The organism is Reyranella sp. (assembly GCF_052439685.1).
Classification (GTDB): domain Bacteria; phylum Pseudomonadota; class Alphaproteobacteria; order Reyranellales; family Reyranellaceae; genus Reyranella.
In genome coordinates, this window is the sequence record NZ_JBQVQG010000038.1 from 1 (window position 1) to 21,304 (window position 21,304).

20 protein-coding genes are annotated in these 21,304 nt (G+C 66.3%); 5 read left to right on the forward strand and 15 right to left on the reverse strand.

Going from position 1 to position 21,304, the window contains the following annotated elements:
• From ACT6UX_RS27640 to dapA, 10 genes are all read right to left on the reverse strand, one after another.
• Window positions 1-1,403 (reverse strand): beta strand repeat-containing protein (locus tag ACT6UX_RS27640; protein WP_444778377.1); only part of this gene is annotated, 1,403 nt, incomplete at its 3' end.
• Between the two features lie 184 nt (window positions 1,404-1,587).
• On the reverse strand, window positions 1,588-3,615 hold the full coding sequence (locus tag ACT6UX_RS27645; protein ID WP_444778378.1) for an acetyl/propionyl/methylcrotonyl-CoA carboxylase subunit alpha: 2,028 nt from the start codon (window positions 3,613-3,615) through the stop codon (window positions 1,588-1,590).
• Window positions 3,616-3,631: 16 nt separating this feature from the next.
• The gene (locus ACT6UX_RS27650) at window positions 3,632-4,171 is read right to left on the reverse strand and encodes a hypothetical protein (RefSeq protein ID WP_444778379.1); all 540 of its coding nucleotides are present in this window, start codon (window positions 4,169-4,171) and stop codon (window positions 3,632-3,634) included.
• The gene (locus ACT6UX_RS27655) at window positions 4,168-4,953 is read right to left on the reverse strand and encodes an enoyl-CoA hydratase/isomerase family protein (RefSeq protein WP_444778380.1); all 786 of its coding nucleotides are present in this window, start codon (window positions 4,951-4,953) and stop codon (window positions 4,168-4,170) included. The genes ACT6UX_RS27650 and ACT6UX_RS27655 overlap by 4 nt, the downstream gene beginning before the upstream one ends.
• A gap of 7 nt (window positions 4,954-4,960) precedes the next feature.
• The gene (locus ACT6UX_RS27660; RefSeq protein WP_444778381.1) at window positions 4,961-6,568 is read right to left on the reverse strand and encodes a carboxyl transferase domain-containing protein; all 1,608 of its coding nucleotides are present in this window, start codon (window positions 6,566-6,568) and stop codon (window positions 4,961-4,963) included.
• Window positions 6,569-6,614: 46 nt separating this feature from the next.
• A complete protein-coding gene (locus ACT6UX_RS27665) occupies window positions 6,615-7,682 on the reverse strand; it encodes a TRAP transporter substrate-binding protein (protein WP_444778382.1) in 1,068 nt (355 codons plus the stop codon).
• 125 nt (window positions 7,683-7,807) lie between these two features.
• A complete protein-coding gene (locus ACT6UX_RS27670) occupies window positions 7,808-8,944 on the reverse strand; it encodes an acyl-CoA dehydrogenase family protein (RefSeq protein ID WP_444778383.1) in 1,137 nt (378 codons plus the stop codon).
• Window positions 8,945-8,946: 2 nt separating this feature from the next.
• Window positions 8,947-9,618: an SDR family oxidoreductase gene (locus tag ACT6UX_RS27675; protein ID WP_444778384.1), complete on the reverse strand. Its 672-nt coding sequence runs from the start codon at window positions 9,616-9,618 to the stop codon at window positions 8,947-8,949.
• 30 nt (window positions 9,619-9,648) lie between these two features.
• The gene (gene smpB / locus ACT6UX_RS27680) at window positions 9,649-10,122 is read right to left on the reverse strand and encodes an SsrA-binding protein SmpB (protein ID WP_444778385.1); all 474 of its coding nucleotides are present in this window, start codon (window positions 10,120-10,122) and stop codon (window positions 9,649-9,651) included.
• A 31-nt stretch (window positions 10,123-10,153) separates the two neighbouring features.
• Window positions 10,154-11,032: a 4-hydroxy-tetrahydrodipicolinate synthase gene (gene dapA / locus ACT6UX_RS27685; protein WP_444778386.1), complete on the reverse strand. Its 879-nt coding sequence runs from the start codon at window positions 11,030-11,032 to the stop codon at window positions 10,154-10,156.
• Window positions 11,033-11,152: 120 nt separating this feature from the next.
• On the opposite strand from dapA, the gene ACT6UX_RS27690 reads away from it, so the two are divergent.
• Together ACT6UX_RS27690 and trxC are read left to right on the forward strand one after the other, a co-directional pair.
• Entirely contained in the window at window positions 11,153-13,234 is a 2,082-nt protein-coding gene (locus ACT6UX_RS27690) for a lytic transglycosylase domain-containing protein (RefSeq protein ID WP_444778387.1), read from the forward strand.
• Between the two features lie 102 nt (window positions 13,235-13,336).
• Window positions 13,337-13,783 (forward strand): thioredoxin TrxC, encoded by a 447-nt coding sequence (trxC, locus tag ACT6UX_RS27695; RefSeq protein WP_444778388.1) that lies wholly within the window; start codon window positions 13,337-13,339, stop codon window positions 13,781-13,783.
• 9 nt (window positions 13,784-13,792) lie between these two features.
• Here the strand turns inward: trxC and ACT6UX_RS27700 are convergent, their stop codons facing one another.
• Entirely contained in the window at window positions 13,793-14,758 is a 966-nt protein-coding gene (locus tag ACT6UX_RS27700) for an aldo/keto reductase (RefSeq protein WP_444778389.1), read from the reverse strand.
• Window positions 14,759-14,806: 48 nt separating this feature from the next.
• Entirely contained in the window at window positions 14,807-15,094 is a 288-nt protein-coding gene (locus tag ACT6UX_RS27705) for a monooxygenase (protein ID WP_444778390.1), read from the reverse strand.
• A 67-nt stretch (window positions 15,095-15,161) separates the two neighbouring features.
• On the opposite strand from ACT6UX_RS27705, the gene ACT6UX_RS27710 reads away from it, so the two are divergent.
• The 3 genes from ACT6UX_RS27710 to ACT6UX_RS27720 are packed head-to-tail and all read left to right on the forward strand — an operon-like array spanning window position 15,162 to window position 17,904.
• Complete coding sequence (locus ACT6UX_RS27710; RefSeq protein ID WP_444778391.1) at window positions 15,162-15,851, forward strand: haloacid dehalogenase type II; 690 nt, start codon at window positions 15,162-15,164, stop codon at window positions 15,849-15,851.
• Entirely contained in the window at window positions 15,848-16,858 is a 1,011-nt protein-coding gene (locus ACT6UX_RS27715; RefSeq protein WP_444778392.1) for a threonine ammonia-lyase, read from the forward strand. The genes ACT6UX_RS27710 and ACT6UX_RS27715 overlap by 4 nt, the downstream gene beginning before the upstream one ends.
• Window positions 16,855-17,904 carry an adenylate/guanylate cyclase domain-containing protein gene (locus tag ACT6UX_RS27720; protein ID WP_444778393.1) on the forward strand — a complete coding sequence of 350 codons (1,050 nt, stop codon included), beginning with the start codon at window positions 16,855-16,857 and terminating at the stop codon, window positions 17,902-17,904. Before ACT6UX_RS27715 ends, ACT6UX_RS27720 begins: the two co-directional genes overlap by 4 nt.
• Here ACT6UX_RS27720 and ACT6UX_RS27725 read toward each other — a convergent pair.
• Genes ACT6UX_RS27725 through ACT6UX_RS27735 form a run of 3 tightly spaced genes read right to left on the reverse strand, consistent with a single transcriptional unit; the run spans window position 17,872 to window position 21,300 of the window.
• The gene (locus tag ACT6UX_RS27725) at window positions 17,872-19,470 is read right to left on the reverse strand and encodes a GMC family oxidoreductase (protein ID WP_444778394.1); all 1,599 of its coding nucleotides are present in this window, start codon (window positions 19,468-19,470) and stop codon (window positions 17,872-17,874) included. The genes ACT6UX_RS27720 and ACT6UX_RS27725 overlap by 33 nt on opposite strands.
• Window positions 19,463-20,434, reverse strand: coding sequence for a branched-chain amino acid ABC transporter permease (locus ACT6UX_RS27730; RefSeq protein ID WP_444778395.1), 972 nt, complete (start codon window positions 20,432-20,434; stop codon window positions 19,463-19,465). Before ACT6UX_RS27730 ends, ACT6UX_RS27725 begins: the two co-directional genes overlap by 8 nt.
• Window positions 20,431-21,300, reverse strand: a complete 870-nt coding sequence (locus tag ACT6UX_RS27735) for a branched-chain amino acid ABC transporter permease (protein WP_444778396.1) — start codon at window positions 21,298-21,300, stop codon at window positions 20,431-20,433. Before ACT6UX_RS27735 ends, ACT6UX_RS27730 begins: the two co-directional genes overlap by 4 nt.
• Between the last annotated feature and the right edge of the window lie 4 nt (window positions 21,301-21,304).

Here is a 21,304-nt window from a genome sequence, read left to right on the forward strand (position 1 = left end):
GTCCCGCCGGTCACCTTCGTGGCGCCCGCGACCTGGGCAAAGACGCCGGCCGTCACCGTCCCGCTGCTCGTCAGGCTGCCGCCCGTCTGCGTCAGCAGCGCCGCGGTCACAGTGCCGCCCGCGCCCACCGTGACGGTCGCGCCGAGATTGGTGAGACCCGCCACGCCATTCGCCGCCACCGTGCCGCCCGTCACGTCGAACGTGCCGCTCGTGAGAGCCGTCGCGGTGGTCGTCGTGAACGTGCCTCCTGACACCGTCGTGCTGCCGCTAATCTGGGAGAAGGTGGTGGTCGTCAGGCTTCCGCTCGATACAGTGAGGTCTGCACCGAGATTGCTGAGCCCCAACAAACCGTTTGCTGCGACAGTGCCGCCCTTCACGTCGAATGTGCCGCCCGTCAGGGCCGTCGCGGTGGTCGTCGTGAACGTCCCGCCCGACACCGTCGTGCTGCCGCCGGTCTGGGAGAAGGTGGTCGCCGTCAGGCTGCCGCTCGACACGGTCACGTCTGCGCCCGTGTTGCTGAGTCCCAACAGGCCGTTCGCCGCGACGGCGCCGCCCGCCACGTCGAATGCACCATCCGACAAGGTCGCCCCGTTGGACGTGGTGAAGGTCCCGCCCGTCACCGTCGTGCTGCCGCCGGACTGCGTAAAGAGGCCGCTCACGCTCAGCGTGCCACTGCTCGTCAGAGCGCCTCCGGAGACCGTGGCTATGCTCGAAACCGACATCGTCCCGGCATTGTCGGTGCTGCCGCCGGATTGGGTGAAAAGCGTCGCTTTCAGCGTGCCGCCCGCAGCCACGCCGAGGTCGCCGCCACTGTTGGTCAGTCCCAGGCCGTTTGCGTTGACGGTACCGCCGTTCACGTCGAACGTACCACCGGACAAGGTCGAGCCGAGGGTGGTCGTGAACGTTCCCGTCGTCGTGACGGCGCCACCAGACTGGTCGAACGAGTTGCTGATCTTGACCGTGCCGGTATTCGTGATCGTGCCGGCCGTCTGCTTGAACGAGCCGGTGACGTCGACCGTGCCGCTATTGTCCAGGATGCCCGTTCCGCTCAGCGTATAGGCAGTGCTGAGCGAGGTGCCGACGTTGCCGACCGAGAGAGTCTTCCCGTTGGTGGACAGTGTATTGCCGGACTGCGAAACAGTGGTGGCAGAGCTGTTGGCCGATAGAATGGTGCTGCGGGTCGATGTTCCGATCGTCGCCGCCTTACCACCAATGAGCGCATTGCTCGGGACGCCGTTGCTCCAGTTGGAGCCAGTCGACCAGTCGGTGCTGCCCGGATCCGCTTTCCAAGCGCTCTGCGCACTCGCCAGTTGGGGAATCAAGACGGCCGTGAGCGCCGAGCCGACCAGCAAGGCGGCGCGATAGCCGCCGGAGAGAACCGCCAGCGGCGCGGACTTCGTCATCTTGTCGTACTCCCCAAACCCAGTCGATGGCGGCACCACGCCTCCGCCTCGCGATTTCATCTTCTCTAAGGCCGACTTTTATCTTCTCAAAGGCTGACTTTATTCTCTAAGGCCGACTTTAATGTCTAAGGTCGACTTTATTCTCTAAGGTCGACTTCAATCAACCCGAGACCAGTGGTCGTTGTCAAGATTCAACTGTTGATAACGGCTCGCATTCGATGAGTTCCGCACCTTCCGGCACCTGCTCACCCACCGCGTAGCGCAGGCTCTTCACCGTGCCGTCGGCGGGCGCTGCCAATGAATGCTCCATCTTCATCGCCTCGAGCACCAGCAGCACCTGCCCCTTGCTCACCCTATCGCCGACCTTGACCTTCAGATCGATGATCTTGCCCGGCAGCGGCGCGCGGATCACGGCATCGGCCGATGCCGTGACTTCATACTGCGTGACGTCGAGGGGATCGACGAGTCGAAGGCGGCGGCTGCCTCCCTTCATGAATAATGTGTAGTCGGTACCACCGTCGAGTACCGTGCGTCGCACGACCGCCGCTTGAAATGTCTCTTCGCCCAATCCTATCGACAAGCGGCCATCCTCCAGGCGTTTCACGCACGCTCCGCAGGCACCGCCCGGTAGCTCCAGCCGGAATCCGCCGCTGCGCAGACGCCGCGCGATCACGACCACCTCGCGTTCGCCGTCCTTCCAGCGCACCTCGTCATGACCTTCGTCGAGCAGGCGGAAACCATTCTGCTCGTTCCATGGCGACCACGGATCGGTTGGCGAAAGCGCGCAGGCTTCCTGCCATTCGAGCAGACGCGCCAGGGTGGCGACGGCAAAGGCGCGGTCGCCGGCCGGCTCGGGCTTCGCGAACAGGCTGGACCGATGACGCTCGATGAAGCCGGTGTCGACCTCGCCGCCTACGAAGGCGGGATGCGAGCACAGGGACTTCAGCAGCGCTGCATTGGTCGTGACGCCCACCACTTCGGTCTCGCCCATCAGTGCTGCCATCCGCCGCAGCGCCGAGGTCCGGTCATGATCGTGCACGATCACCTTGGCGATCATGGGATCGTAGAACGGTGTCACTGTATCGCCCTGGCGCACACCGGTATCGACGCGGACATGCGCGCCCTCCTGCGGCAGCTTCAGGTGCACCAGCGTGCCCGTCGAGGGCAGGAAGTTCCGCGCCGGGTCCTCGGCATAGAGGCGCACCTCGACGGCGTGCCCGTCGATGCGCAGTTCGTCCTGCGTGAGCGGCATCTTCCCGCCGGCCGCCACGATGAGTTGCCATTCGACCAGGTCCTGGCCGGTGATCGCCTCGGTGACGGGATGCTCGACCTGCAGGCGGGTGTTCATCTCCATGAAAAAGAAGGTGCCGTCCTGATCGGCAATGAACTCGACCGTACCGGCACCCTGGTAGCCGATGGCCTTGGCCGCCGCGACCGCCGCCTCGCCCATCTGTTTGCGTCGCATCGGGTCCATGCCGGGCGCCGGCGCCTCCTCGATCACCTTCTGGTGGCGCCGCTGGATCGAGCAGTCGCGCTCGAACAGATAGAGGCAACCGCCGTGCCCATCGGCGAAGACCTGGATCTCGATGTGGCGCGGCCGCGTCAGGTACTTCTCGATCAGCACATGGTCGTCGGCGAAGGCGGACTTGGCCTCGCGCTTGGCCCCGGCCAGCGCGTCGGCGAATTTCTCGGCGCTCTCGACCACCCGCATGCCCTTGCCGCCGCCGCCGGCCGACGCCTTGATCAGCACCGGGAAGCCGATCTTCGCGGCTTCACTCGCCAGCAGCTCCGGCGACTGGTCGTCGCCGTGATACCCCGGCACCAGCGGCACACGGGCCTTTTCCATGATCTTCTTGGCTTCGCTCTTGGAGCCCATCGCCCGGATCGAGGCTGCGGGCGGCCCGATGAACACGATGCCTGCCGCGGCGCAGGTATCGGCGAAACCGGCATTCTCCGACAGGAAGCCATAGCCGGGATGAACCGCCTGTGCGCCCGTCCTCTTGGCGGCATCGATGATCCGCTCGGCCACGAGATAGCTCTCGCGCGCCGCCGACGGCCCGATGTGGACGGCCTCGTCGGCCATCGCGACGTGGCGCGCGGCTCGGTCGGCATCGGAATAGACCGCCACCGTCTTGATGCCGAGCCGCTGCGCCGTCTTGATGACCCGGCAGGCGATCTCGCCGCGATTGGCGATCAGGATCTTGGAGAACATGGATCACTCACCCGATTCAATTGTTCGACGCCGGATAGAACTTGTCACAGGCAGCTTCGATCCATGCCGTGTCCCTGCCCAAATCGAAAAGCTGGCGGACAGTAGCTGGCGCCTCGCCTTCGACCATTTCCTTGGGAAATGACGAACAGCCCTCCGATGCATACTTGGGGTCGAACTGGCGCGCTGCCGTGGGAAGCATGAATTCAAAGGCCAATGAACCCATGCCGGTTCTCAAGCCTCGTGCTCGAGCCTCTTGCGCCTGCTTTGCAAACGCTCGCTCGACCGCTGCCATCCACAAGGGCTCTCGCGTGGCGCAGAAAGCGTAGCGACGGTCGATGGCCTCGACGACGCGCTTCCATTTGTTTGCATCGCCGTATCCGCAGCGTTGCGACGCCACGACCATTGCAGCGACGAAACCCATTGCCATTTCCAAACCCATCAGCACCGAACCGACTTCGGTCGTGCGAGCCGTTTCGGCATCGTTGGCGCTCTGGGCGCGGCTATGCCCGGCACCCGTCGTGATCAGCAGGCAAGCCAGGAGAAGTGCCGACCTCACTCGAGCGCCCATCTCGGTTTGCGCTTGGCGAGGAACGCGCTCATGCCCTCCATCGCGTCGTCGGTCGTGCACTGGACGGCGACGTGTTCGCCGATCAGGTCGGCCACAGTGCCATCGTGTGGCATGGCGTCGATTTCGGTGATCAGTTTCTTGACCAGGGTCTGGACCGACGGCGCGCCGCGGCGCAGCTCGTCGGCAAGGGCTGCGACCGTCGCGTCGAGCTTGTCGTCCTCGACCACCTGGTCGACCAAGCCGATTCGGAGCGCCGTCGCGGAGTCGAACATGCCGCCGTGCATCAGGAGCTGCCGCGCCATGCGCGGGCCGACCGCCTGGATCAATACCGGGATGGCGATGCCCGCCAGCAGGCCGTTGCGGGCCGAGGTGAGGCCGAAGCGTGCCGAGGAGATGGTGACCGCGAAATCGCAGGCCAGCATCAGCCCGATCCCGCCGCCCACCGCGGCGCCCTGCACGCGCGCGATCGAGGGTTTCGGGAAATCGTAGACCGCCTGGACCGCCGCCATCATCGAATCGGCACCGACCTTGCGGGTGATGGCGTCGAGTTCGGGCCAGGTGAGCACCCAGTTGAAGTCTCCGCCGGCGGAGAACACCGGTCCCTCGCTCGCGAGGACGAGCATTCGCACGGCCTCGTCGGCGGCGAAGCCCTCCACCGCGTCGATGATGGCGCGCGCCGTGTCGCCGTCGAAGGAATTCATCGCCTTGGGCCGGTTGAGCGTAAGCGTCGCCACGCCGCCCTCGATCTTCGTCAGGATCGTGTCGGTCATGTCCGGATCACATCCGGAAGACGCCGAACTTGGAGGGGCCGATCGGCTGATTCATCGAGGCCGAGAGAGCGAGGCCCAGGGTCATGCGCGTATCGACGGGATCGAGGATGCCGTCGTCCCACAGCCGTGCCGTCGCATAATAGGGATGGCCCTCGCGCTCATAGGCCTCGCGGATCGGCTGCTTGAACTTCTCTTCTTCGTCCTTGGGCCAGCTGCCGCCTTTTGCCTCGATATTGTCACGCCGGACGGTCGCCAGCACGCTCGCCGCCTGCTCGCCGCCCATCACCGAGATACGCGCCGACGGCCACATCCACAGGAAGCGCGGGCTGTAGGCGCGACCGCACATACCGTAATTGCCCGCGCCGTAGCTGCCGCCCACGATCACCGTGAACTTCGGCACGTTCACGGTCGAGACCGCGGTCACCATCTTTGCGCCGTCGCGCGCGATGCCGCCCGCTTCGTATTTCCGGCCGACCATGAAGCCGGTGATGTTCTGCAGGAACAGCAGCGGAATGCCGCGCTGGCCGCACAGCTCGATGAAATGCGCCGCCTTCAGTGCCGATTCGTTGAACAGGATGCCGTTGTTGGCGACGATGCCGACCGGATAGCCCCAGATGCGGGCAAAGCCGGTGACGATGGTCGTTCCGTAGAGATGCTTGAACTCGTCGAGCTCGCTGCCGTCGACGAGCCGCGCGATGATCTCGCGGATGTCGTAGGGCGTGCGGGTGTCCATCGGGACGACGCCGTAAAGCTCCTCGGCGGCGTATTTCGGATCGCGCGGCGGCAGCAGCGACGCCGACGGAGACTTCTTCCAGTTGAGGTTGGCCACGATGCGCCGCGCGATGCCGAGCGCATGGCTGTCGTTCTGGGCATAGTGGTCGGCGACGCCCGAGGTGCGGGCGTGCACGTCGGCGCCGCCCAGCTCCTCCGCGCTCACCACCTCGCCGATCGCGGCCTTCACCAGTGGCGGGCCGGCGAGGAAGATCGTGCCCTGCTTGGCGACGATCACCGTCTCGTCGCTCATCGCCGGCACGTAGGCGCCGCCCGCCGTGCACGACCCCATCACCACCGCGACCTGCGGGATGCCCTGGGCCGACATGTTGGCCTGGTTGTAGAAGATGCGGCCAAAGTGGTTCTTGTCGGGGAACACCTCGGGCCATTGCGGAAGGTTGGCGCCGCCGGAATCCACAAGGTAGATGCAGGGCAGCCGGTTCTCCATCGCCACTTCCTGGGCGCGGAGATGCTTCTTCACCGTCGCCGGATAGTAGGTGCCGCCCTTCACGGTGGCGTCGTTGCACACGATCACGCATTCGACGCCGCTGACGCGGCCAATGCCGGTGATGACGCCCGAGCCGGGCGCCTCGTTGTCGTACATGTCGAGCGCCGCCAGTGGCGACAGTTCGAGGAAGGGCGAACCCGGATCGAGCAGCGCCCTTACCCGCTCGCGCGGTAGCAGCTTGCCGCGGGAGACATGGCGCTTGCGCGACTCCTCTCCTCCCCCGAGGCGGACCGTGTCGGTCCGGCGGCGCAAATCCTCGACCAGCCCCCGCATCGCTTCGGCGTTGCGCTTGAAGGTCTCGGAACGGGTGTCGATCTGGGAGGAAAGTACGGTCATGTCTGGGCGAAACTGCCCGGACCGGGGACCGCGTGCAAGCCGCCGGTTACGGCAGGCGGTAGAGGCTGCGCCAGTGCGCGCCCTGGGCGATGTACGCACGCTGATTGGCAAGGGCTGCCGCAAAGTCGGCATCCCGCTCGGCCAGATCCTTGACCACGATCTCGCTGTTCTTGCGGAAGGCCGCCAACATGTCGGCCGACCACTCGCGCACCTCGACCCCGGACGCCTTCAACTTCTCCAGCGCGAGCCCCTGCACGTTGGGCGAACGGCTGAGCATCCAGGCGATATTCGCCTGGCAGGCGGTCTGGATTTGCGCCCGCAGCGCGGCCGGCAGCGCCGCCCACTTGTCCTTGCGCATCAGGAAGTCGAGCACCGCGGAGGGCTGCTGCCAACCCGGCAAGTAATAAGGCAGGCCGAGTTTGTCGAAACCCAGCGCCGCATCCATGGCCGGCGTCGACATCTCGCCGCCATCCACGTTGCCCTGCTGCAGCTTGTAGAAGAATTCGCCCGGCGGCATCGGCACGGGCACCGCGCCCAGTCGCGCGATCACCTCGGCTGCCAGCTTGCCGTAGCGCAGCCGCAGGCCTTTGAAGTCGGCCACCGAGCTGACCTCGCCGCGAAACCAGCCCCCGCCCTTCGGACCCTGGATGCCGCAGGGAATGCCGGTCACACCCAGCTTGTCATAGGCGTCGCGGTGGATGCGGGAACCATCGCCTTCGAGCAACCACGAGGCCATCTCCTCGGGTCCAAGCCCGAACGGAACGGTGGCAAAGATATTGAAGACCGGCGCCTTGCTGGCCGCATAGCCCGACCAGGTGAAGGCGGCCTCCAGATCGCCCGCGACGATCGCATCGAGCATCTCGGCCGTCGGCGCGACGCGACCGGGCTCCAGAATCTTGATGGCGACGGCACCGGCCGTCATGTGCTTCACGGACCGGGTGAAGACTCGCACGCCTTCGCCGGACCCCGGCAGAGCCGGACTGAAGGCGGTCTGCATCTGGATGACCCGGGTGGTCGACGGCGCGGCCACGTTCTTCGGAACCGCCTTGGTATCCTGGGCGACAGCGCTACCGGTCACCGACAGCAGCACCGCGGCAAATGCAATCAGTTTCATAAAGTCACGGCGCACGACCGACACCATCCGTCGCCCGGCTCCCCCCAAGTTCCCCCACCGCTTTCGCGGTCTCACACTGCGTGATGTTCGCACGCGGCATGCTCGGGAACAAGCGAAAGGCGAGCCTACAAGCCTGCCAAACCACGGCCGATCAGGATGCGCTGCACGTCGCTGGTGCCCTCGTAGATCTGGCAGACGCGGACGTCCCGCCAGATCTTCTCCACCAGATAGTCGGAAACGTACCCGTATCCACCGTGGATCTGAATTGCGGCCGAGCACACTTCCTCGGCCATCTCCGAAGCATATAGCTTCGCCATTGCGGCCTCGGTGAGGCATGGACGCCCGGCATCCCGCAGCGTCGCCGCATGCAGCACCATCTGCCGGGCGACCGTCACCTTGGTGGCCATGTCGGCGAGGCGGAACAGCACTGCCTGGTGGTTGGCGATCTTCGTCCCGAACGCCTCGCGTTCCTGCGCGTAGCTGCGCGCGGCCTCGAAGGCGGCCCGGGCCATGCCCACCGACTGCGCGGCAATGCCAATGCGTCCGACCGAGAGATTGGCCAGCGCGACGCGGTAGCCCTCGCCCTCTCCGCCCAGCAAGGCATCGGCGCCCACGACGCAGTCCTCGAAGGCGATCTGGCAGGTATCGGACGACTTCTGGCCGAGCTTCTTCTCGACCGAGGCGACCCGATAGCCTGGCGTGCCGGTCGGCACGATGAAGCAGGAGATGCCGCGCTTGGCCGACGAAGGGTCGGTGACCGCGAAGACCAGCGCCATGTCGGCACTGCGGCCCGAGGTGATGAACTGCTTCACGCCGTTCAGTACCCAGCCATTGCCGCGCCGTTCGGCCCGCGTCTTCAGGTTCGAAGCGTCTGAACCGGCATGCGGCTCTGTGAGGCAGAAGGCGCCCAGCATCTCGCCGCGGGCCAGCGGCTTCAGCCACTTCTCCTTCTGCTCGTCCGAACCGTAGGCCAGCAGCGCCGCGCAGTCGGGCGAATTGTTGACGCTCATCACCGTCGACAGGCCGCCGTCGGCCGCCGCGATTTCCTCCAGCGCCAGCACATAGGACACCATGTCGGCGCCGGCGCCGCCCCATTCGGGAGGAACCGTCATGCCCATGAAGCCGAGACGCCCCATCTCAGCCAGCAGCGACCGGGGAATCTCGCCGGCGGACTCCCAAGCCCGCACATGCGGCAGCACCTGCTCCTGCGCGAAGGCGCGAGCGGTGTCGCGGATGAGCGTCTGTTCCTCGTTGAGCAGCATGACTACCAGGGCAGCTCGGTGCCGTCGTAGTTCAGGAAGCGGCCATTGTCGGCGGGCTTCAGCCCGTCGATCACCTTCACCATCGAAGGCACACTCTGCGCGATGGTGAGCGTCGCGGCCTGGCCGCCCATGTCCGTCTGCACCCATCCCGGATGCAGCACGACGCAGATCAGGCCCTTGGCTGCCGTGTCCTTCGACAGGCTCTTCCATTCCATGTTGAGCGCCGTCTTGCTGGCGCGATAGGCGTATCGTGCGCCGTCATTGTGCGTGATGCTGCCCAGGCGGCTGGAGATCGCGATCAGCTTGCGGTCCGTCGAGGCGGCCACCTGCTCGACGAAGGCCTCGGCCATCATCAGCGGCGCCAGCGCATTCACTTCGAACGTGTCTCGCCAGACCTTGGGATCGATGCTGCCGAGATCGGCGGCCTCACGACCCGACAAGCCGGCATTGCAGATCAGCACGTCGATCGCCTCGCCCTTCAGCTCCGACGCCAGCGCCTTCACGGCCCCGTAGTCGGTGACTTCGAGCTTGTGAAGATGGATGTTGCCCGCCACATCTTTCAGCGATTCGGGCGAGCGTGCACAGGCGTGAACCTTCCAGCCCTTGGCGGCATACTGCTTCACGAATTCGAGGCCGAGGCCGCGTGCGGCACCGGTGATCAGGACGGTACTCATCGGGTACTCCTTCGAGACATTCGGCAGCGCTCAGCGCCGCGACGACATCATTCGGGCGCGCTGGCGCTGCCAGTCGCGATCCTTGATCGACTGGCGCTTGTCGTGCGCCTGCTTGCCGGTGGCCAAGGCGATCTCGATCTTGGCGCGGCCGCGCGGATTGAAATAGACCTGCAGCGGCACGACCGTGCGGCCCTCCCGCTGGATGGCGCCGATCAGCTTGTTGATCTGGCCCCGGTGCAGCAGCAGCTTGCGCGCCCGGCGCGGCTCATGGTTGTTGCGATTGCCCGAGGCGTAGATCGGAATGTTGGCATTGACCAGCCAGGCCTCGCCGCCTTCTTCCGTGACATAGGATTCGGCGATCGTGCTGCGCCCGCCGCGCAGCGACTTGACCTCGGTGCCGGTCAAGGCGAGCCCGGCCTCGAAAGTCTCTTCGATGAAGTAATTGTGCCGCGCCTTGCGGTTCTGGGCCACAACGGTGCGGTCCAGTTCCGGTTTATTGGCCACAGGACGCTCGTAGGTTCGGGAAGCTCTGCTTCTAGTTGATGAGGCCGGCGTGGACCATGGCCTCGTGCACGGCCTTCTTGCTGCTCTCGGCGATCGGCACCATCGGCAGGCGCATCTCGGCGCTGCACTGGCCGATCAGTTCGGCGGCGTACTTCACCGGGCCGGGGCTGGTCTCGCAGAACATCGCCTTGTGCAGCGGCATCAGGCGGTCCTGCAGCTCGAACGCCTTGTCGAGGTCGCGCTTCTTCCACGCATCGTGCATGTCGCCGCACAGGCGCGGCGCCACGTTGGCCGTCACCGAGATGCAGCCGTCACCGCCCTGCGCCAGGAAGCCGAGCGCGCTCGCATCCTCGCCCGAGAGCTGAATGAACCCCTTCCGGGCCTTCAGGCGGGTCAAGGTCGGGCGCGCCATGTCGTAGCTGGCATCCTTGATGCCGACGATGTTCTTGACCTGCGACAGCCGGATCACCGTCTCGACCTGCATGTCGCCACCCGTACGCGGCGGCACGTTGTAGAGCAGGATGGGAATGTCGACGGCCTCGGCCACCGCCTTGAAATGCTGGAAAAGGCCTTCCTGAGTCGGCTTGTTGTAATAGGGCACGACCAGCATGGCGGCGTCCGCGCCGGCCTTCTTGGCGTGCTGGGTGAGTTCGATCGCCTCGGCGGTCGAGTTCGAGCCGGTGCCGGCGATCACCGGCACGCCGGAACCCTTGGCCGCAGCGATGCAGATGTCGATGACGCGCTTGTGCTCTTCCATCGAGAGGGTCGGCGATTCGCCGGTGGTGCCGCACGGGACCAGCCCGTCGGTGCCTTCCTCGATCTGCCAGGCCACGAACTTCTCGAATCCCTTCTCGTCCACCGATCCGTTCTTGAACGGCGTAATCAGCGCAACGAGCGATCCGGTGAACATGGCCTTCCTCCGATTTTCCCTTAACGATCCACTCTAGGCTCCGGGGTTTGGCGCTGCAAGGTGAGCAACTTGCCATTGTGATGCCGCAACTCCCTGCCTACGATTCCTGGCGTGAAACACATGAAATCCCCCTTCATCTTGTTGGCCGCCCTGCTGGCGGCGGCCCCGGCCCTTGCGCAGCCGGCCGCGCCGACGACCGGCGTGCGACGGCTGCCGGGCGATATCGAGAAGCCGAGCCCCCCACCCTCCTCGACGCCGTCCTCCGCAGCGCCCGCGCAAGGAAGAGTGCCAGCGCCAGGGCCGGCGCCCGCAGCGTCCGTGGCCGCCAGTCCGCTCAACGCGGCGGAAATCGCGGCCTTTACCGCGGCGCTCAAGGCGATCGACGACAGCCGGTGGGCCGATGCCCGCGCAGCCATCGCCAACTTCCGCCACACGCTGCTCGAGCGTTACGTCGCCTGGAGCATCCTGCGGGCCGCGCCCCGGACCGAGGCGAGCTTCGCAGCCACCTGGCGCTTCCTGCGCGAGCAGCCCGACTGGCCCGAGCCCGAGGTGCTGCGCCGCCAGGCCGAGGATCGGATCGGCCCCGAGACGCCGGCCACCGAAGTCGTCCGCTATTTCACGGCCTTTCCGCCGCTCACCAGCACCGGCCACATGCGACGCCTCGAGGCGGCAAGCACGGCGGCGCCCAGCGACGTCGCCCGCTTCGCTCGCGACACCTGGCAGAACGCCACGCTGCGCAATTCCGACGAGAACGACTTCCTCAATCGCTACGCCCAGTTCCTGACCGGCCCCGACCAGGTCGCCCGCTTCGACCGCATCCTGCGCCAAGGCCGCCCCCAGGTCGCCCGCGACCTCGTGCCTAAATTGCCGCCGGACTATCTGCCCGTCGCCAATGCCCGCCTCGCGATGGCGGCCCGCGCGGCCGATGCGGCAGTGCTCGTACGTGCGCTTCCGGCGGCACGGCTGAACGACCCCGTGCTCCGCTTCGAGCGCGTGCAGTGGATCCGCCGGACCGGCACGCTGGACGAGGCGAAGGCCGCGCTTGCCGCCCCCATTCCCAACCAGAACGATGCCTGGTGGAACGAGCGCAATCTCGTGGCGCGCGCGCTGCTCGACGCCGATCGTCCGGCCGACGCCTATGCCGTCGCCACCGGGCACGGACTCACCAAGGGCGTTGCCTTCGCCGAGGCGGAATTCCTGGCGGGGTGGATCGCGCTCCGCCAGCTCAAGAAGCCGGCCGTCGCGCTGAAGCACTTCTCCACCCTGTACGACGGTGTTTCGACCGACATCTCGAAGAGCCGCGGCGCCTACTGGCTCGCCCGCACCTATGAAGCCGCCAAGCAGGCCAAGGATGCCAGCACCTGGTATGCGCGGGCGGCCGAGTTCGGCCAGACCTTCTACGGCCAACTGGCGGCCCGCAAGCTCCAGGGCGAGAACCCGAAGTTCCCGGTCGATCCCGTGCCCACCGCTGCCGACAAGCAGACGCTGGCGGGCCGGGAGCTCGCGACGATGGCGCGCTATCTCGGCCAGGTCGAGGAGTATGAGCGAGCCCGCCCATTCCTGTTGCGCCTCGCCCGCGCGGTCACGTCGCCGGGCGAGGTGGCGCTGCTGGCGCAACTCTCCCTCGACCTCAAACGCCCCGATGTCGGGCTCACTGTGGCCCGCCGCGGCGCGGAGAATGGCGTGGTGCTGTTCGACGCGGCCTTTCCGATCGTCGAGCTCGGCGCGACCGGGTCGATCGAACGTGCGCTCGCCCTGGCGCTCGCCAAGCAGGAGAGCTCGTTCAACGCCGGCGCGGTCTCGACCTCGGGCGCGCTCGGCCTGATGCAGCTTCTGCCCGGCACGGCGCGCGACGTGGCCGGCCGTGCCAAGGTGCCCTTCATCCAGGACAAGCTGACCCGCGATCCCACCTACAACGTCCAGCTGGGCAGTCAGTATCTCGCCGAGATGCTGCAGCGGTTCGGCGGCTCCTACGAGCTGGCGCTGGCAGGCTATAATGCCGGCCCCAACCGGGTGGCCCGCTGGATCGAGGCGGGGGGCGACCCGCGCACCGCCAAGATCGACATGATCGACTGGATCGAAATGATGCCCTTCCGCGAGACGCGCAACTACGTCCAGCGCATCATGGAGGCGGTCACCGTCTATCGCAGCCGTCTCAACGGCCCCTTCCAGACCGTGCCGCCAGCCGTGGGCCGGTCGTAGATCCGAGGCGCCAGAAACGTCCAGTACGACGCGGCGTTGATCGGCATCAAGGCCGTGCAACCTTCCCGGCCGCATCGTGGTTCAAATGCTCCGAGGTAACCCATGACAGATGCCCTGCTCCTCGCCTGTCCCCGCTGCAGCACCCTGAACCGCTTTCCGCGCGAGAGGCTGGCAGCGGGCAACAAGGGCAAGTGCGGCCAGTGCGGCTCACCGCTGTTCGACGGCCATCCCGTTGCCCTCGACGCGAGCAGCTTCGAAGCCCATGCCGGCAAGAGCGACCTTCCGGTGCTGGTCGACTTCTGGGCGCCGTGGTGCGGGCCCTGCAAGGCCATGGCGCCGCAGTTCGAGCGCGCGGCGGCGCGGCTGGAACCCGCCGTGCGGCTGGCCAAGATCAACACCGACGAAGAGCAGGAACTCGCGCAACGCTTCGGCATCCAGGGTATCCCGACCATGATCCTGTTCCACCACGGCAAGCCGATCGCCCGCCAGTCCGGCGCCATGGACGCGAGCGCCATCGAGCGCTGGACGCGCGACGCGCTGGCGCGGTGAGAGGCCGCTCTATCCGGTAATCCGCTGCACCGCGGCTACCGGCAGCGGCCCCTTGTTCACGGCGGCGATCGCTTCCTCGAGGTGCTGGAGCGTCGAATAGCCGACCAGCATCGTGGACACGCCCGGATGAGAGATCACGAATCGCTCTCCGAGTTCGGTCAGGCTGTTCGCCACGCCGTCCTTTACCAATGGCTCCAGCGCGCTTGCGCGCGCGACGTCGCCCGCAAAATCAGGAGCAGAGCCGATCGGCGGGACCTGTTGCTGGGCAAGCGGATGACGCTCCATCGTCCCGGCGAGCGCGCCGCCCGCCAGCGCGCGGATGACGATCGTGCCCATCCCGGCGGCCTGGGCCCGGTCGAGCAGACGGCCATAGTCGAGGCCGGGCGCGCCTTTCGGCATGGGGCCGCCGGCACTGGGATTGAGGGCGTTGTAGACGACCTGAACCGTGTCGAAGAGCTTCGAATCGACGGCCTTCAGCAGCGCGGCGGGTTCGCCCACGCCGCTGAAGCCGATGAAGCGGGTCTTGCCCTGTTGCCGCAGCTTCTCCAGCGCCGGCACCACCTCGTTCAGCGCAATGTCCACATCCAGATTGTCGCCGCCATCCTTGGCCGTCAGCGGATTGTGGAGTTGCAGCAGATCGACATGGTCCCTCCCCATCCGCTTCAGACTCTCCTCGGTCGACCTGACGATGAGCCCGCCGACGTCGGCGCGATCCGCGGCGGTCAGCCGGAACTTGGTGCCGATCACGACGTCGGCCTTCAGCGCCTTCAGCACGCGGCCGAGATTCTTCTCCGATTCGCCATCGCCGTACTTCGCTGCGGTGTCGAAATAGTTGATGCCGGCTTCGATCGCCCGTGCCACGGCACGTTCCTGATCCTGCGCGGCGCCCTTGGTGAAGAGCCCACCGACCGCGCCCGCGCCGTATCCGAGTACCGAAACCTCTAGGCCCGTCCGGCCGAGCTTGCGCTTCTGCACTGTTTCCTCCCTGTCATGCCATCAGAGCGCGCAACACCGGCTGCGCCATCAGGAATTTTCGATGCGAACCTGGTCCGCCTCGTTGTCCACCACGACGTGGCTGTCATAGTAGGTCACAATCGGCCGGGTTCCGAAGGCCGCTTCCATGCGCGCCTCCCAGTCCGGCGTGTACCAGGCGCGGGCCTCGGCTTCCGACGCCCAGAGATAGACGCCGCCGCCCCCCGCCTCGCCGTTGAGATAGTATTTCTTCAACAGGCCCTTCGCGCCGAGCGCGGTATAGGTCGGCGCCGACTTCTTGGCGGCTTCGACGGCAGCGTCCCGCGGACGCTTCGTCATGGGGATTTGAACGATGGCGATGAACATGCTTCTTAGCCTACGGTCTGGTCCCCTCCGGAGCAATTGAATGGCCGCCATCCTGCCAGACATCGAAATGTGCGTCTTTGACGCCTACGGTACGCTGTTCGACTTCAACTCGGCGGTAGCGCGCCATCGACGAACGGTCGGGCGTTCAGCCGACGCGCTGTCGGAGCTGTGGCGTACCAAACAGATCCAGTACACGTGGTTGCGCAACGCCATGGGGACTTATGCGCCGTTCTGGCAGGTGACCGGAGAGGCGCTCGACCATTGCCTGGCCGCCCACCGCATCACCGAACCCGTGGCGCGCGAGCGACTGATGAGCGCCTATCTTGCCCTCGATCCGTTTCCCGAGGCGCCGGGCATGCTGGCCTGTCTCGCGCGGGCCGGCAGGCGGACCGCCATCCTGTCCAACGGCAATCCCGGCATGCTGGACCCGATGGTGGCGGCGTCCGGTCTCGCCAATCGTTTCGAGGTGGTGCTGTCGGTCGACGAGGCGGGTGTCTTCAAGCCCGATCCGCGCGTCTATCGTCTCGTCGAAGCGCGCTGCGGCGTCACGCCGGACAAGGTCTGTTTCCTCTCGTCGAACTGCTGGGACGCGCATGGCGCCGCGCAATTCGGTTTCCGAAGCGTCTGGGTGAACCGGACCGGCGCCCCCGACGACAACCTGCCCGGCACGCTTGCGGCCGAAATCCGCGATCTTTCCGACCTTCCCGACCTGATTGGTGTTCCACGATGAGTTCGCTGCCCACTTTTGCCACGCCCACATTCGCCGACGTCGACGCCGCGGCCCGGCGCCTCGAGGGCGTCACGATCCGCACGCCGCTGCTCGAGAACGAGAGGGTCAATCGCAAGCTCGGCGGGCGGCTGTTCCTGAAGGCGGAGTGCCTGCAGCGCACCGGCTCCTTCAAGCTGCGCGGCGCCTACAATTTCCTCGCCTCCATGAGCGAGGCCGACCGCGCCAAGGGGGTCGTCGGCTGGTCGTCGGGCAACCATGCGCAGGGTCTGGCCGAGGCCGCCCGCCTGCTCGGCACCAAGGCCACCATCGTGATGCCGGCCGATGCGCCGGCCCTCAAGGTCGCCAACACGCGTGCGAGCGGTGCCGAGGTCGTCCTTTACGATCGCGTGAAGGACAGCCGCGAGGAAATCGGTCACGGCATCGCCACCAAGACCGGCGCCACCATCGTGCCACCCTACGATCATCCCTGGATCCTGACGGGCCAGGGCACGGCCGGCCTCGAAATCGCCGAACAGGCGAAGGTTCTGGGCGTCACCCTCGACGCGGTGGCGGCGCCCTGCTCGGGCGGCGGACTGGCAACCGGTGTGGCGCTGGGCGTCAAGGGCGTCAGTCCGTCGACGTCCGTGCATGCTGGCGAGCCCGCCGGCTTCGACGATCTCGCCCGCTCGCTGGCGTCGGGCACCAAGCAGAAGAACGAGAAGCTCTCGGGATCGATCTGCGACGCGCTGCTGGCGCCGACCCCCGGCGACGTCACCTTCCCGCTGGCGCAGCAGCTCCTCGGACCCGGCCTCGTGGTCACCGACGAGGAGGTGCTGGACGCCATGGAACTGGCCTTCCGCGAATTCAAGCTGGTGGTCGAGCCGGGCGGCGCCGTGGCGCTGGCAGCGGCACTCACCGGGAAACTGCCGGTAAAGGGCCGCGCCGTGGCCGTCGTGTGCTCGGGCGGAAATGTCGATCACGCCACGTTCAAGCGCGCACTCGACCGGGCGGCCCGCGTCGCCGCATGACGATGTCGCGGCGCAACCGCCGCGAATGGCGGATCATCCTGTGGATCAGCCTGGCCAGCGCCGTGATCAGCGCCTATTTCGGGCAGGCCGTGGCCCCGAACGAACCCGTCCTGATGGGGGTTCTGCAGGGTACCCTCACCTCGTTGCTGATCGCCACACCGATCGTGTTCTTCGAGGTGCGACGTGCCCGCATCAACTCGCTCGGCTGGATGCGGCGGCTGCCGCTCGCCGGGTATTTCATCGTCAAGGTCGTGTTCTATTGCATCGTCATCGTCGCCGGCCTGATCCTTTCGCGCCTGGCGATGTCGATCGGAACCCGGCAGTTCGTCATTTTCGACCCGATCTTCCAGAACTCATTATTCTTCGCCGTCGGCATGTCGGTGTTCGGCAACCTCATCGTCGAGACGGGCCGACTGCTGGGTTTCGGCACCCTGAAGAACCTGCTGCTCGGGCGCTATGCTCGCCCTCGAAACGAGCAGAAGGCGTTCCTGCTGATCGACATGAAGGACTCGACCGGGCTTGCGGAGAAGCTGGGCGCGATCCGGTTCCACGAGCTGCTCAATGCCTTCTTCCGCGACGTCGCCGACGCCGCGATGGAATGCGATGCGGAGATTCACAAGTACGTGGGTGACGAGGTGATCCTCACCTGGCCCGTCGGGCCCGCGCTCATGGAGGGCGACTGCCTCGCCTGCGCGTTCCTGGCCCGCCAGAACATCGCCCGCAATGCCGCACGCTACCGTGAGCGCTTCGGCGCCGTCCCCGGGTTCCGGGCGGCGCTGCATTGCGGGGAGATCGTTGCCGGTGAAATCGGCGACGTGCGCCGGGAGATCGCCTACGTGGGAGACACGCTGAACGTGGCGGCGCGCCTGCTCGAAGCCTCGAAGAGCCTCGCTCGCGACGTGCTCGTCTCTGCCGAATTGCTGGCGCTGGCCCGCCTTCCGCCCGATCTGGGAACCGAGCCGCTGCCGACCCTGTCGATCCGCGGCCGCGACGCCCCGCTGGAGATCGCCGCGCTATCGCTGCGCGTCGGCCAGGATCAGGTCTGAGGCTTTCTCGCCAATCATCATGCAGGCCGCATTGGTATTGCCCGATACCAGCGTCGGCATCACCGACGCGTCGGCAACCCGCAGGCCCTCGACCCCGTGAACTCTCAGCCGGGGATCGACCACCGCACCGGGATCATGCCCCATACGGCACGTGCCGACGGGATTGTAGGCCGATTGACCTTCCCGGCGGGCAAAGGCCAGGAATTCTTCGTCATTCCAGACTTCGCCCCCCGGCAACAGTTCCTCGACGACGATCCGGCCGAGGGCGGGGCAGCGTGCGAGAAGACGGGTGAACCGTGACGCCGCGATGACGGCCCGCCGGTCACCATCGGTCGACAGGTAATTGGCCACGATCGCGGGGGGTGCCTCCGCCTCGCGCGACGTGATGCGTACACGGCCGCGGCTTTCCGGCCGGCACTGGTTAGCGAGAATCGTGAAGCCGGAAAAGGGATGCGGGCCCTTCTCCAGACTGTCGAACGACCAGGGAAGAAAATACAGCTGGGTGTCGGTTTCCGTCGAGTGCGGCAGCAGACGCGCGAAGGCGCCCGCAAAGGCCGGCATGGCGGTGAGCGGGCCCATGCGGCAGGCGGCATAGACGAGCAGCGCGCTGAGGCGCCGGTGAATCATGTGAAAGTCTTCATTCAGCGACAATCGCCACCAGGTCCGATAGGTCGAGCGGATGCAGTAGTGATCCTGCAGATTCTCGCCTACCCCGGGCAGGTCGCGGACGACGGGAATGCCGAGCGATGAAAGGTGGGCCCCGGCCCCGATGCCCGAAAGCTGGAGCAGCTGCGGAGAGCCGACGGCCCCGGCGCTCAGGATCACCTCGCGGCGCGCGCGCACGACACGGCTGGCTCCGCCAACCCGATAGGACACACCGACCGCGCGCCCTCCTTCGACGACGACGCGCTCGGCCAGGGCCCTCGTCAGCACTCGACAGTTCGATCGGCGCCGGGCGGCTTCGATATAGGCCCGGCCCGTCGAAATGCGCCGGCCACCGCTGCCGGTGGCATGGTAATAGCCTGCGCCCTCCTGAGTTGGACCGTTGAAGTCCTTCGTCAGGTTCATGCCGGCCTCGATGCAGGCATCGAGAAAGGATTCCCCGAGCTCGTTCCGATAGTGGCCCTGAGTGATCCCGACCTGGCCGCTCCCGCCGCGAAGCTCGGTTTCCCCACCGGCAAAGGCCTCGAGGCGCCGGAAGTATGGCAGGCAGTCCTCGAAGGACCAGCCTTCGTTGCCCATCCGGCGCCACCCGTCGTAATCCGAGGCGAGCCCCCGGACATAGACCATGCCGCCGATCGCACTCGATCCGCCCACGACCTTGCCCCGCGGCCAGTAGACAAGGCGCCTGCCGAGCTGAGCCTCCGGCTGCGTCGAGGATTTCCAGTTCACGGCTGGATCGAAGAGGGCCTTGGCAAAGCCCGCAGGAATCGACAGCCAGGGCCTCGTCGCCTCCGGTCCGGCCTCCAGAAGAAGGACGGAATGGCGCCCCGTCGCCGTCAGACGATCAACGAGGGGGCCGCCGGCAGATCCCGCCCCTACGACGACGTAGTCGAACTCATCCATCCCTCTGCTTGCTAGGCGACTTCAGCCACGCGAGCAAGGTACCCAAAATACCTTTCGGTAAGAAGATGATGAAGACGACCAGCAGCACGCCGTAGAGCAGGTTGTCCCAGCCGACCGCCTTGGTTCCGAAGCCGATGCGCAGGACCTCGGCCAGCATGATGGTGATGACGGCGCCCACCGTCGGTCCCAGCGCCACGTAGATTCCGCCCACGACCGCCGCGAAGACCATCTGGAGGGAAACCGCGATCCCGCTCACCGTGTCGGGAGCGATGAACATCTGATACTGGCCATAGAGAGCACCCGCCATCGCCGTCATGACGGCGCTGATCACGGTGATGCGCAGCTTCTCGGCGGTCACGTTGACGCCCGCCGCTGCCGCCGCGTCCTCGTCTTCCGAGATCGCCTCCATCGCGTAGCGGCTCATGCTGTGGTCGATCCAGTACCAGACCGCCAGGCCCCCCGCCCACACGCCGAGCGCAATGAGGTACCATACGACCTTGTCGTCGAACTGCAGAGCGAGGATATGGCTGCCCTTGGTCCGCTCAGGCGTGTAGCCTAGGGATCCACCCGTATAGTCGCGGGTCGCGATGATGATCTGCAGCACGATTCCCGACAAAGCGAGCGTCACCAGCGCGAAGTAGTGTCCGGTGATGCGGAACCGGAAGCACGGATAGGCCACAACCAGCGCCAGCGCACCGGCGCAGAGCATCGCGGCCGGAATGCCGATCCACGGCGAGACGCCGAGATGATTCCACAGGAGCGCCGTCACATAGGCGCCGACGCCCATGAAGCCGCCATGGCCCAGCGAGACCAACCCGAAGCGCCCCATCATCGACCACGAGGTGTAGGCGAACGACCAGATGAGGATCAGCACCAGGATGTGCAGATGGTACGGGTCGCGATAGACGAAGGGCAGCGCGACCAGCGCCACCAAGCCTATGACCCAGGCAAGCTGCTTGTTCATGAGCGCTTCGCCAGCAGGCCGGCGGGCCGGATGAACATCATGACGATGAAGAAGGCGAAGGCCAGCACGTAGCCCCATTCGAGGTCGGAGAAGAGGCCGCCGAGCGAGATGATCTCGGCGAAGAGAAAGGCGGCCACGAAGCCACCGACGAAGTTGCCCAGTCCGCCCAGCACGCAGATCAGGAAGGTGATCGGCCCGAAGGACAGACCGACGAAGGGATGGACGTCGTACTGAAGCACCAGCAGGCAGGCCGCGAGTCCCGCCAATCCACCGCCCAGCGCCGAGGTGACGAGGTAGATCTTCTTCGTATCGACCCCCATCAGCGCCATGATCTGGCGGTCCTGGGCGATCGCGCGGATGGCCGTGCCGGTATAGGTCCGCGTCATGAAGAGATAGACCACGACCATGCCGATCAGCGCGGCAATGAAGGCGAGCAGTCGCGCGTAGCTGAAGTGCATCTCGCCCAGCGCCAGCACCGGCAGGCGGATGCCGAGATTGCGGAAGTCGATGCCGAAGGCCACTGTGGCGAAGCTCTGCAGCACGAACAGGACGCCGCCCGTGGCGAGCAGCTGGTTGATCGGCGGCGCCCCCAGGAGCGGCGCGATCACCAGGAAGTGCAAGGCCGCCCCCAGCGCGGCGACCAGCAGAATGCACATCGGCGCGGCCACCCAATAGGGCAGGCCGTACACCGAAAACAGGTAGTACATGCCGTACATGCCGATCATCACCAGCTCGGCGTAACAGATCCACGTCACGTCGATCACGCCGAAGATGAGGTTGAGGCCGAGCGCAAGCAGCGCCAGCACACCGCCCAGCAGGATGCCGTTTACCAGCGCCTCGAGCAGATAGATGTCGAAAATTTCCATCATC

Coding starts and splice junctions, on each gene's coding strand:
- ACT6UX_RS27645 (WP_444778378.1), bottom strand. CDS start 3,615: ATGTTCTCCAAGATCCTGATCGCCAATCGCGGCGAGATCGCCTGCCGG.
- ACT6UX_RS27655 (WP_444778380.1), bottom strand. CDS start 4,953: ATGACCGACACGATCCTGACGAAGATCGAGGGCGGCGTGGCGACGCTT.
- ACT6UX_RS27660 (WP_444778381.1), bottom strand. CDS start 6,568: ATGACCGTACTTTCCTCCCAGATCGACACCCGTTCCGAGACCTTCAAG.
- ACT6UX_RS27665 (WP_444778382.1), bottom strand. CDS start 7,682: ATGAAACTGATTGCATTTGCCGCGGTGCTGCTGTCGGTGACCGGTAGC.
- ACT6UX_RS27670 (WP_444778383.1), bottom strand. CDS start 8,944: ATGCTGCTCAACGAGGAACAGACGCTCATCCGCGACACCGCTCGCGCC.
- ACT6UX_RS27675 (WP_444778384.1), bottom strand. CDS start 9,618: ATGAGTACCGTCCTGATCACCGGTGCCGCACGCGGCCTCGGCCTCGAA.
- dapA (WP_444778386.1), bottom strand. CDS start 11,032: ATGTTCACCGGATCGCTCGTTGCGCTGATTACGCCGTTCAAGAACGGA.
- ACT6UX_RS27690 (WP_444778387.1), top strand. CDS start 11,153: ATGAAATCCCCCTTCATCTTGTTGGCCGCCCTGCTGGCGGCGGCCCCG.
- trxC (WP_444778388.1), top strand. CDS start 13,337: ATGACAGATGCCCTGCTCCTCGCCTGTCCCCGCTGCAGCACCCTGAAC.
- ACT6UX_RS27705 (WP_444778390.1), bottom strand. CDS start 15,094: ATGACGAAGCGTCCGCGGGACGCTGCCGTCGAAGCCGCCAAGAAGTCG.
- ACT6UX_RS27710 (WP_444778391.1), top strand. CDS start 15,162: ATGGCCGCCATCCTGCCAGACATCGAAATGTGCGTCTTTGACGCCTAC.
- ACT6UX_RS27715 (WP_444778392.1), top strand. CDS start 15,848: ATGAGTTCGCTGCCCACTTTTGCCACGCCCACATTCGCCGACGTCGAC.
- ACT6UX_RS27720 (WP_444778393.1), top strand. CDS start 16,855: ATGACGATGTCGCGGCGCAACCGCCGCGAATGGCGGATCATCCTGTGG.
- ACT6UX_RS27725 (WP_444778394.1), bottom strand. CDS start 19,470: ATGGATGAGTTCGACTACGTCGTCGTAGGGGCGGGATCTGCCGGCGGC.
- ACT6UX_RS27730 (WP_444778395.1), bottom strand. CDS start 20,434: ATGAACAAGCAGCTTGCCTGGGTCATAGGCTTGGTGGCGCTGGTCGCG.
- ACT6UX_RS27735 (WP_444778396.1), bottom strand. CDS start 21,300: ATGGAAATTTTCGACATCTATCTGCTCGAGGCGCTGGTAAACGGCATC.